At 43.3% G+C, this 8585-nt stretch carries 10 protein-coding genes; 5 read left to right on the top strand and 5 right to left on the bottom strand.

Going from position 1 to position 8585, the window contains the following annotated elements:
• Window positions 1-336 precede the first annotated feature (336 nt).
• Together QUA45_RS26455 and QUA45_RS26460 are read left to right on the top strand one after the other, a co-directional pair.
• Window positions 337-465: a hypothetical protein gene (locus tag QUA45_RS26455; protein WP_333222746.1), complete on the top strand. Its 129-nt coding sequence runs from the start codon at window positions 337-339 to the stop codon at window positions 463-465.
• A gap of 39 nt (window positions 466-504) precedes the next feature.
• On the top strand, window positions 505-735 hold the full coding sequence (locus QUA45_RS26460) for a hypothetical protein (protein WP_333094195.1): 231 nt from the start codon (window positions 505-507) through the stop codon (window positions 733-735).
• 331 nt (window positions 736-1066) lie between these two features.
• Here QUA45_RS26460 and QUA45_RS26465 read toward each other — a convergent pair whose 3' ends face one another.
• Window positions 1067-2191: a hypothetical protein gene (locus QUA45_RS26465; RefSeq protein ID WP_333222748.1), complete on the bottom strand. Its 1125-nt coding sequence runs from the start codon at window positions 2189-2191 to the stop codon at window positions 1067-1069.
• A gap of 100 nt (window positions 2192-2291) precedes the next feature.
• Here QUA45_RS26465 and QUA45_RS26470 point away from each other — a divergent pair, with 100 nt between their 5' ends.
• Entirely contained in the window at window positions 2292-2432 is a 141-nt protein-coding gene (locus tag QUA45_RS26470; protein ID WP_333222750.1) for a hypothetical protein, read from the top strand.
• A gap of 127 nt (window positions 2433-2559) precedes the next feature.
• On the opposite strand, the gene QUA45_RS26475 is transcribed toward QUA45_RS26470, so the two are convergent.
• Together QUA45_RS26475 and QUA45_RS26480 are read right to left on the bottom strand one after the other, a co-directional pair.
• The gene (locus tag QUA45_RS26475) at window positions 2560-3258 is read right to left on the bottom strand and encodes a GDYXXLXY domain-containing protein (protein WP_333222752.1); all 699 of its coding nucleotides are present in this window, start codon (window positions 3256-3258) and stop codon (window positions 2560-2562) included.
• A gap of 98 nt (window positions 3259-3356) precedes the next feature.
• The gene (locus QUA45_RS26480) at window positions 3357-4757 is read right to left on the bottom strand and encodes a DUF2157 domain-containing protein (protein ID WP_333222754.1); all 1401 of its coding nucleotides are present in this window, start codon (window positions 4755-4757) and stop codon (window positions 3357-3359) included.
• A 378-nt stretch (window positions 4758-5135) separates the two neighbouring features.
• Here QUA45_RS26480 and QUA45_RS26485 point away from each other — a divergent pair, with 378 nt between their 5' ends.
• Together QUA45_RS26485 and QUA45_RS26490 are read left to right on the top strand one after the other, a co-directional pair.
• Window positions 5136-5750, top strand: coding sequence for a Uma2 family endonuclease (locus QUA45_RS26485; RefSeq protein ID WP_333222756.1), 615 nt, complete (start codon window positions 5136-5138; stop codon window positions 5748-5750).
• A 334-nt stretch (window positions 5751-6084) separates the two neighbouring features.
• A complete protein-coding gene (locus QUA45_RS26490) occupies window positions 6085-7221 on the top strand; it encodes a hypothetical protein (RefSeq protein ID WP_333222758.1) in 1137 nt (378 codons plus the stop codon).
• Between the two features lie 234 nt (window positions 7222-7455).
• On the opposite strand, the gene QUA45_RS26495 is transcribed toward QUA45_RS26490, so the two are convergent.
• Together QUA45_RS26495 and QUA45_RS26500 are read right to left on the bottom strand one after the other, a co-directional pair.
• Window positions 7456-7692 carry a hypothetical protein gene (locus tag QUA45_RS26495; protein ID WP_333222759.1) on the bottom strand — a complete coding sequence of 79 codons (237 nt, stop codon included), beginning with the start codon at window positions 7690-7692 and terminating at the stop codon, window positions 7456-7458.
• Between the two features lie 30 nt (window positions 7693-7722).
• Window positions 7723-7938, bottom strand: coding sequence for a hypothetical protein (locus QUA45_RS26500; protein ID WP_333222762.1), 216 nt, complete (start codon window positions 7936-7938; stop codon window positions 7723-7725).
• Window positions 7939-8585 lie beyond the last annotated feature (647 nt).

Here is an 8585-nt window from a genome sequence, read left to right on the forward strand (position 1 = left end):
CTCAGTTCTGTTACTTATCTTTATCATATAACTTAATAATATCTTAAGTCGATAGCAAGGTATACATAATTTTGACTGTGGCAACATTTTTTAGAGATTTAAGTTATCGGTATCAGTGGCTCTAGGATGCGATCGTGCGTCTGGCTGCGAGTGAGCGTAGGCGGCAATGCTCGTTTGGGCCAACTAGCCTGATAAAATTTGACCGTCAGCGCCGAAGCTAAAGTTTTAGACCTTTGCTGCGGTAGCGGTCAAATGAAGCAATTTCTGGTGCAATATTCCTAGGATGTCACAGGAGTTGACGCTGCGCCAATATCTCTGCAACCGGCCAGAAAAAATGTGCCATCAGCCAATTATGTAGAAGCTTTTGCCGATTCGAGGCCTTTTGCCGACTGTCAGTTTGACTTGGCAGACACCAGCGTTGCGATGCACGAAATACGATCGGCACAGTTGCGACAAATCTTTTAAGAAGTGTAGCGCGCGATCGAGTACGGTGGTCTATTCATTTTGGTAGATTTTCATCTACCCACAAATCCGGTATTTTTGCCAGGGTTGGCTGTATTTTTGTGGTTGTTTGAGACTGAAACTGCATGGAAGTTGAGCGGAACTAACTTGGAAACTTTGTTGGCAGAGGTGGAATGGCGATCGTACAATTTCAAAGAAGCTCAACAACCCAAAATTTCTGCTGGCTGCAGCATTCAAGTAATCCAAGTTCAAAAGTTATATCAAATCCGGTAGCATCGTGGGGTGTCAAATCCAGTCAACCGTCAAAAATCACCCCGGGTGCAACCAGAATCTCTCTCATTTATTATCTGCGTTAATCTGTGTCGATCGGCCATCATCTGCGGTTAAAAAAAGAGAATGTATTAACCGCCGATAACAATGGATTGACGCTGATTCACGCAGATAAAGAGAATAAATTTGATATAATTAGTCAACAGTCATTAGTATACAAAATCACCTTTTCTTGCCGACGCTCTGGAAAAGCATCTGCGTTTATCTGCGGTTTCCCTAGCACTCAAAAAATCTGCAATAAGTCTACTAATGACTCATGACTAATGACTCCTAACTAAACAAACTTTTTCGCTGCTGCCAAAGCCGCCTCAAACTTGAGCAATACATCTTTTTCTGTGTGAATAGCTTTCTCTTGTTCCAGCAGCGGGCGGCCAAAGCGAAAAATGCCGTCCTGTTCTACGTGGTCTACATAAGGCAGCGTTTCTGGATGCGGCAAAAATTTTCTGCCGATGGTGTAGGGCGTGTGGAAAGAAAAACTAAAATCGGGAAACTTGTCGCTCTTGATTTCGAGATAGTAAAGCGAGTAATAATCTTTGGTTTCGGAGTACACGCATTCGCGGCACTTATTTACAAGTTTGCGGTTCTGATAGAAAAAATCCCACTTATCCCAATAGTAGCCATCTTTCATCATTTCCTGGTGGTCGTCGCACAGTTCGAGATATAATTTGTCAGCATCGGCCGGACGGTAGAAGTAAAGCATGGCGTAGGGCATTTCAATCAGTAACTTGACTGCTTGATTTTTTCGCTCGTACCATTCGTGCTGGTGAGTTTCGTAGATTTCCTTATATTTATTAATTGCTTTAAAGCTGTTGAGCTGATTTTCTTTTGCCCACCGCGACGCCCAAACTGTCCAGTAAGCTAGCTGGAATGTTGCTGAAATTTCCGCCGAACCTTGTTCTTTCCAGTCGGCAATGATTTTTTCCCACTCGGAACTAAAAGCTACTCGCGATTGTTCGTTTTCTTCAGGTTTTTCTGTATTGATTGGGGGGGGTATTGGGCGATTATTTTTAATCAGCCCTTTGGGTTCTTTGCGCCAATTATTAATATCGGTTGGCGTTAGACTTAAGATGAATCTTCTGTCGTGAACGGGATATTCTAAATGGATTCCTGATTTGCGGAAAGAGCGGTATTCTAGAACAGGGAGTTTATCTTGTTCAATCCACTGCTGGCGTTCTGCTGGCGAACACTTGAGCATTGCTTCTAATTCAGCAGGATCGACGGCTAATTCACTTTTGAATGTCTCCCAAAATCTTTCTTGTTCGGCTGGATTTGCTTCCAGCAGGGATACAATTCGGTTGACGAGATGATCTGTTTTGTCTTGGCAATTTTCGGGAAGTCCTAAGAAGTCGAGGAGTTTGGTCTTGAGTATTCGTCTGGCAGAGATTAGCTCGGCTAACATGAGAAGCTCCAGTAGAGTCATGACTTGCGCCCTTGAATTGGCAAGATTTGCACAAGTCTTATATATCTTAATAGATTCTCTTGGGTTGTCGGCAATTGAAATGTCTGCGCCAGCGAAGCTATACCGAACGCGGGTGCGAGTCCGTTGCGGTAGGGAATCGCCCACCAGCAGCCCCCTCCCTAAGCTAAAATACTCAAACTTAGACCAAAAAGCCGATCGACCTTTTGACCTGATTGCCTAAAACTCATATGTTGCACCATTCTCAATTACTTGTTTAGGAACAGGCTTTTCGGCCTGTGAAGCGAGAAAATTTATATTTTGTGGAACAGGCCGGACAGCCTGTTGCTGACAATGGTGCAAGATATCAGCTAAAATCGATAATTGCGATCGCGCACCCACAAACTCACAGGCACAGCATGGCCTGTTTTGTCAACCTTTACTTCTACCAAAAATGATTGTCGCTGCTTCCTTTGAGCTTCGGTAATCTCCTGATTGACTTTTTCCCTTTCATCCTCTGGCATATAATAAGTTTCTAAGCCGTATTCCATCTGCCAACCGTTATATTTGCCCTTAATTGCGATTTGATTGGCGGGCAAATTGGTGGGATTTTTGAGACTGACACGGACGGGTTTCCAAGCTTGGGGGCGACCGGGATTAGTCGCAGATTTTGGCGCTTCTAAAATTACATAAAAACTGGTTTGTGGTTTGAGATTGTGCGTATTTTTTGGACAAACAATTCCGGGCGGACAAGGTTTTTTTTCGGTAGGTAAATCTTTCCAGTCGGGGAGTTTTTGGAGATTTGTGAGATCGGAAATATCATATCTCAAAACTTGGTAATATCCGCGTAAAAAGTCGTAAGGGTCTACTGGTGCTGTTTGCAGGACAACTGTTTTGCCAGTAATAAAAGTGTAAACTGCGGGAGCTGGTACGGCGGCAATTAGTCCGATTTGCAAGAGTAAAGGAACCCACATTCGCCACGCGGGAAGGCGTTTTGCTTCTGGGGGAAGCTGAAACAGATTTGTTGTATCTGGATTGTTAACTAATAAGTCAATGTTGTTTGTGTTCATGTTATGTATGGGTTATATTGTTTGCGGTTGTTTCGGAATGATTAAACCACAGAGAACGCAGAGGGCGCTGAGTGAGAGAAGAGAGAGATGAATAATTTCTATTCATCGGGAATTTTTGCGAAGTGGCGCTCGAACCACAAACCCGCAGCAATTACGCCAATTCCGCACAAAACAAATACAAAAGATTTGAGCAACAATCCTGTATTATATTCAAACACTCGGCTGATAATTTGCAGGGTGATTAATACCATGCCTCCCCAAAAAGTCTGGCGGTTTCCTAAAGCTAAGCCTTCTCGAATTAAGCCGACAGCGAGCAAAAATGATAAAACATTGAACAGAAAAGTTGCTAATTGAGGAATGGGGGTAAAACTGAGGTGAATAAGCGGTATTAAGGCGCTGGCGAGGATTAAAATGCCGATCGCACTTGTGGTCAAATCCACTGCTTTTTGTCTTGGCCGCCGGAGTTCCAAACGTCCCAAGCGCAGCCACTCAAACACCGTGAAACCGCCCAAAACAGCCACATTTGCCAGCAAAACCCAATCCGACTCCGTTGGCGCAGGATTCGGCGAATCTTGCCACAACCAGTGGAAAGAAAGAAAATAAAATAAACTGGCGAGAAACAGCAGGGCTAAACTGCGGGCGGTAGGTTGAAACAGCTTGCTGCGTACTTTCGGCCAGATTGCATCGTCGTATCCCCACAGCAAAGCGGGCGGTAGGGCGCAAAAAATTGCTGTACCCCAGGTTAGATTTAAGCCTTGGACGATAGAAACTTGTAGGGAAAAAATTATCGCGATCGCACCTATGGCAAAAATAGCACGCGATCGACACCAATAAGCCAGCGGCACAAACATTATACTGGCTGCGATCGGCATTTGCCGCACCAAAACTTCCAGCCAAGAAAACTCGACTTTGGAAGACCAATCTAACAGGGCAAACCAATAGCCCCAACCGATTAAAAGTGCGGACAAAACGCCCAAAGAAGTCAACCGCAAACTGTAAGCCATTCCGAGCACGCCGATTCCCCAAGCAAGGAAAAGTCCGTAGGAAGAACCGCCAATGTGGAACATTTGCGCCATCAATGCCATATTTGCTCCTAAAATCAGAGCACCTAACAGCAACAATCCTTCACCTAGGAGTTTGTTTCGCCCTTTTGTTGCGGGCAGATTGGGATGGGAGTTGTTGCTTCGGGATGGGGGAATTCGCCACAGATAGAAACCCGCCGCATTGACTGCTACGAAAAGACTTAGCAGCAGTGCAACTCTCACTTCGCGCGACCAAACTTGCCAGTTTGCGGCTACAAAGGTGATGACTCCTATACCGAGGAGAATGCCGCCGAGACTCATCAGAATGCTGAGGAATCGGTTGCGGGAGGCGGTTTCGAGTGTGTAGAATTGGTAGCGTTCGGAAAGTTGTTGGTAGAATGAAGTGTCGATGAGTCCTTCTGCTTGCCAGAGTTTGGCTTGTTCTCGCAACTCGCGCCGAAATTTATCTGAAATCATTTTTAATATTCCAGAGGATTTGAACTCAATACGGTTTAGTTAAGCCCGATCCCCCCTAGCCCCCCTTAAGAAGGGGGGGACAAGAACTTACTCAAAGTCCCTCTTTTTAAGGGGGGGACAAGAATCTTACTCAAAGTCCCCCAACAATCAGGGGGATTTAGGGGGATCTCCGAGGAATAAACAGTTTTAACTGAACCGTATTGGATTTGAACTGTGATAGTTTTTAATATGTCATGTGTGGCTCGATTGTCGATGGAAGCTGGGACACCTGCTGAACTTGCACAGCAGATTTGATTGATATCCTTCGGCTGTTGAAACCGTTTATATATAAACAAACTCCCAGCAGAAAGAAACGAATAAATCAAGGAATGTAATATTATGGTACAAGCTCAATCTAAAAAATTAACTTTTGACGAGTACCTTAATTACTCAAATGATACGGGTCAACGCTATGAGTTAATTGATGGGGAGTTAATAGCTTTGCCACCAGAATCTGAACCTAATAATTTCATTGCTAACTATCTATTTTTCTATTTTGCTAGCAGCGGGCTAGTGCCACTCAGGCTGATTAAAACGCATAATTGCGAGGTTCAAGTTGCCGTTTTGCGATCGGGAGATGCGGCCAACCGCTACCCCGATTTGATAATTCTGGAACCTGAACATATTCCGCTGACAGCAACCAGGCTAACTATCACTTTCGATATGCTGCCTCCTCGGTTTGTTGTGGAGGTAGTGAGTCCGGGTAGAGTGGGCAGGGATCAGGATTACGATCCTCTTCGAGGGCTTCGCCAACGCAAACGAGCTCAGTACGCAGCGCGGGGCATCGCAGAATATTGGGTTATCGATCCAATTGAACAAGTAGTGACAGTTTTGCGGCTTGAGGATGGGCAATATGTTGAGGTTGGGGTGTTTCGGGATGGAGAGGCGATCGTATCTCCGATGTTTCCACAGCTAAGTTTGACGGTTCAACAGATTTTGAGTGGAGAGGTTTAAGGGCGGATCAATAGCTAATTGGTTAGCATTCATCTAACCACCTACCGATTAGTGAAAATCTCCACCCTCAACCTGATTGAGGCCATGTTTCAATCCCTGATAGGGATTTAGGTTGATTGCAACCTGTAAGTTTCGCTAACAGTCACACCATTTTTAGATAGTGACGTGAGAATATCATCAACCTTACTTTGCTAAATAAATCTAGGCGGGGAAACTCACATTTCCCCGCCTAAGCCCTGTAACCCTTTAAAAATGGATGATGTGGTATGTAAATACTTTATATGTTATGTTAAAGTTAGAGTACAAAAGTATTACAATCAACCGAGGTGACAAAATGCCTTCTGAAGATGAAGTTTTTGGAACACAAAATAAACGATTAGAAGTCTTAAATACTATTTACGACTTAGAAATAAAAGGTGTATCGGGTATCACAAATTCACACATTGCAAGATACAAAAATATTCAAGATAAGGAATTATACGATATATTAAAATTTTTAATAGATGAAGGTTTGATTAGTGAAATTTCGTCTATCGAAGGTCTACTTGAAACGCCTGGATACGCTGCTGTTAGAATTACAAATAAAGGGATACGTCATGTAGATCCAATAAAAGACTCTGATTTTGTCGAATTTGATTATGTCGAATATTTTAAAAAGCGAAAGGAAGAACACGAAGCTAGAGTTAAAGCTCAAGAAGAGTTAGTGGCATCACCTGCTTATCAAAGTGAGCTAAAACACATCCGAAGAATGACTTACGATATTAGCAATGTACTCCGTATTTGCTTAATTTATAGTCAGCGAGCAGGTGAATATTTTAAAAATTCCTTAATGATTAACTGTACAGATGACATAGGTCAATCTCTTTTTGCGGTATTGCATTTAGTAGAAGAAGGACTAATAAATCCTGCTAAAAGAGAACTACGATATATCATTGAGAACATAGTTAAAAATCTCTATGTAGACCAATGCGCTGCAAGACAAAAACCACCATTTCCGGAATTAACAGAACGTCTAGCATTTTTAAAGAATAATGTTAATTCTACAATTGATGTAAGAAATCAGTTAAAATTAACGGCACTTCCTTCAGATAAGGAAAAGCAATTAATTGATGATATATATAATATTTACCGTGACTGTTGTGCTTATGTTCATGTTTCACGTGAACAAATTGAAGAACGGTTGAAAGCGATAGAAAAAGGGCGTCCTTTAGGATTTGAGACAGCTAAAGAATTAAAAAATATTGGACGATTGATGTTTCGTGTTTATGATATTGTACTTACTTTGTACTTTCATGGGTGTGGTATGGAAACAACAGGAGATGTATTCATTAATCATCTTGATGATTTAACAACATGGAAATTCCATAAAGGAAAATATGTAAGTATTGTTTCAGCATTTTTCAACTATAAATATGAGCGAAATATAAAGAAGTATGAGGAAAGGAAACTTTGGTCGCCTAGACGCAACTGAAACTATCAACATTATCAAAAAATCATGAACCCGCTAGAGTCCAACTCTGGCGGGTTTTCTGTGTCTAACCGCGCTCTCACCGCGTTCTCACCGCGCTCCGACCGTGGCAAAAGCTAGGCTGGGAAACGAAACTTTCCCAGCCTAGCGCTTGAAACTGTTACGGCAAGGTGGTAGGGTAAGGTTTACTCTGCATAACAGGTTTACTCTACATAACAGGTTTTTAAAATTGGATTATTACTGAGATTCTGATTGTTGGTGGGCAATCTTTAATCCTTCTCTAACACCAATAGCTAACAACCCTCCTACTGCCACAACACTCGCTACAGGTAAAGCTACGGTGGTAGTGGTGGTAAACCCAATAACTCCAAGAATTCCAGGCGCTGAAGAAGTAATTGTAGCAATTGTTACAGAGCCTGTCCCAAAAGCAGCGGCTACACTGCTAAAAAAACCAGCCATTTTTAAATCATCCATACCTCTTCCCTAAAATATCTAAAATTTCGTTTAATTGAAAAACAATTTCTTGAGTCCGTATGCTGCTAAACCGACAACAGCACCAGCAGCAACAACGGGTGCTGCACCAATTGCAACAGCGGTTCCACCAACTGCTAAACCCATCCCACCTACTGCACCAGCTACGGTTGCTCCAGCCGCAGCACCACCAGCTACATACCCAATTGCCTCTGTTTTATCTTGAGAGTCATCTTTATGATTAGACATTTATCATTTCTCCAAAAGAAAGGGATTACAAGTCCTTATTGCATATTCAACCTTTTTCAATTCAGTGTCTACCGAAATAATACTTAAACATCAACTCTTTACATAAAGACCTGTGCCAGCCTCTCCGACATCTCCGACCGCGCTAGACCTTGCCAGCGCTCCGACATCTGAGAACTAATAACTGATATCTAATGACCACCACCGCTCCCATCGCTTGAGCCGTGGCTGTGGTGCGATTCTCACCCCTTCAGCCGTGCCAGCCATCCAATCAACCCCAAAACCCCACACACCGCCCTAAATGGTGCATTTTTCACCCTTGCCAGTGCCAGCAGTCCGATCGCCTCTCACCTGGTCACAGTCGATCGCCTCGGAGTCATCCGATCGCCCTGTTGAATCTGGCAATTTGAAGGGGTAACGACAGACTAAAAAAATTACCCCCTCAAAAAAACACCTATCCCTAGGCGCAAATTTTATCCATCAACCCGGTTCAAATTCCAGTCATAGGGCAAAAAAACGATCGCCCATCCATCACCCACAGCAGCCTCCGGCCCCAAATAACCGCCCACATACTCAGCCACCGAACCCGCCGCCTTTACAAAATCCTCGCCGTACCACTTAAAAATCTTGCTCAAATAAAGCGTCTTTTT

It is taken from the genome of Microcoleus sp. Pol12A5, from assembly GCF_036701435.1.
In the GTDB taxonomy this organism is placed as follows: domain Bacteria; phylum Cyanobacteriota; class Cyanobacteriia; order Cyanobacteriales; family Microcoleaceae; genus Microcoleus.